Consider the following 2,212-nt stretch of genomic DNA (forward strand, 5'->3'; position numbering starts at 1 on the left):
CCAAGTTCGACAGCGAAGACGACATGGAGCGCCGCCTGCAGTTGCTGGTGAACGCCTACGCGCACCGCACCGACGAAGCCCTGACCCTGGCCAAGGCACGCCGCGCGGCAGTCACCGACATCGCCCGTACCCTGCGCAACATCCGCAGCGACTACGACAGCCTCGAGCACCAGCTGGCCCTGTTCAACCGCGAGATCAACAAGCGCCAGGTCTCCAACCTGGAGAGCTTCCGCGTGGTGCTGGCGCCGAACAAGGAAGCGCTCAAGCACATCGACCAGATCATCCACAGTGCCGGGCAGTATGAAGAAGGCGAAACCCTGTCGGTCTTCGACCTGACCCAGAGCGCCGATCAGGACAACAAGAACGAGGAAGCCAAGGAATACCTGGCACGCCTGGTGGCCGCCAACCACAACCAGCTAGGCCTGAAGGACCTGTTCGAGCTGGCGTTCGAGATCACCAAGGTCAACGGCCAGCCGATCATCCACGCCGACATCGACGGTGCGGCGTCCAACGGCACCACCATGACCATCAAGGCGCTGACCAACATGTATTTGTTGCTGCACCTGATGGACCGCGACCTGGCCGGGCGCATCCGCCTGCCGTACTACCTGGACGAAGCGGCGGACATCGACGAACGCAACCAGGCGGCACTGCTGGAGACCAGCCTGCAACTGGGCTTTGTGCCGATTCTGGCGAGCGTGAAACCGCAGGTGTCGGCGCATGTGGCCATCGACCTGGAAGGCGGCAGCGGGCCGAATGGCATCTATATCGACGAAGCGGACTGGAAGTTCATCAGCCGGCTGGATGAGGTGAAGCCGGTTGTGCGTGAGGATCATCAGGCCGAGGAACTGGCCTGATATCGGTGTACTGGGGCCGCTTTGCGGCCCTATCGCCGGCAAGCCAGCTCCCACAGGTAATGCACAAGTTTCAAGATCTGCGCAGTACTTGTGGGAGCTGGCTTGCCGGCGAATGGAGGCCAAAGGCCTCCCGGCAATCTACCTGGCTATCAATGAGCCCAAGGCAGGATCGGAATCGCAGTCACCGCATTCTGCGGGCTGCCTTCGACAATGCGGTCGCTGTACACCAGGTACACCAGGGTATTGCGCTTCTTGTCGAGGAACCTCACCACCTGCATGGTCTTGAACACCAGCGAGGTGCGTTCCTTGAACACCTCATCGCCATCCTTGAGCTCACCCTTGAAGCTGATCGGCCCGACCTGGCGACAGGCAATCGACGCCTCCGCACGGTCCTCGGCCAGCCCCAGGCCACCCTTCACCCCGCCGGTCTTGGCCCGCGACAGGTAGCAGGTCACACCCTCGACCTTGGGGTCGTCGAACGCTTCGACCACAATCCGGTCGTTCGGCCCGAGGAACTTGAACACAGTGGACACCTGGCCGATTTCCTCAGCCCCGGCCACTACTGGCAGCGCGAACAACGCCAGGGCAAGCGCCCTCTTCAGCAGCTTCATACCAGCACCAGATTGTCGCGGTGTACCAGCTCAGGCTCGGCGCTATAGCCGAGGATCGACTCGATGGTAGCGGACGACTGACCAATGATCTTCTGCGCCTCCAGGGCGCTGTAGTTGGCCAGCCCGCGAGCCACTTCAATACCGTCCGGGCCAACGCACACCACCATCTCGCCACGGCGGAAGCTGCCCTGCACGGTTTTCACACCCACCGGCAACAAGCTCTTGTTGGCCTCACGCAGCGCCTGCACGGCACCGGCATCCAGCACCAGCGTGCCGCGGGTTTGCAGGTGACCGGCCAGCCACTGCTTGCGTGCAGCCAGCATGCCGCGCTCGGGCGACAGCAGGGTCCCCAGGCGCTCGCCGGCCTTGAGGCGGTCCAGCACGCGCTCGATGCGGCCACCGATGATGATGGTATGAGCACCGGAACGGGCAGCCAGGCGCGCGGCACGCAGCTTGGTCTGCATACCGCCACGGCCCAGGGCACCACCGGTACTGCCGGCCACCGCGTCCAGCGCCGGGTCGTCGGCACGAGCCTCGTAGATCAGCTGGGCTTCGGGGTTGTTGCGCGGGTCGGCGTCAAACATGCCATCGCGGTCGGTGAGGATCACCAGCAGGTCGGCTTCGACCAGGTTGGCCACCAGCGCCGCCAGGGTGTCGTTGTCGCCGAAGCGGATTTCGTCGGTGACCACGGTGTCGTTTTCGTTGATCACCGGCACTACACCCAGGTCGACCAGGGTGCGCAGG

General features: G+C 63.7%; 2 protein-coding genes and 1 pseudogene. 1 reads left to right on the forward strand and 2 read right to left on the reverse strand.

Annotated features, from left to right (window positions below; all coding sequences use genetic code 11):
* A pseudogene (locus tag HP546_RS29375) lies at positions 1-857 on the forward strand (chromosome partitioning protein ParA); the annotation flags it as partial.
* A gap of 149 nt (positions 858-1,006) precedes the next feature.
* Here HP546_RS29375 and HP546_RS29380 read toward each other — a convergent pair.
* Both HP546_RS29380 and proB read right to left on the reverse strand, forming a co-directional pair.
* A complete protein-coding gene (locus tag HP546_RS29380; protein ID WP_172233124.1) occupies positions 1,007-1,468 on the reverse strand; it encodes a CreA family protein in 462 nt (153 codons plus the stop codon).
* Positions 1,465-2,212 (reverse strand): glutamate 5-kinase (gene proB / locus HP546_RS29385; RefSeq protein WP_172233127.1); only part of this gene is annotated, 748 nt, incomplete at its 5' end. The genes HP546_RS29380 and proB, both read right to left, overlap by 4 nt.

The sequence above is a fragment of the Pseudomonas sp. CM25 genome (genome assembly GCF_013179705.1).
Taxonomy (GTDB): Bacteria; Pseudomonadota; Gammaproteobacteria; order Pseudomonadales; family Pseudomonadaceae; genus Aquipseudomonas.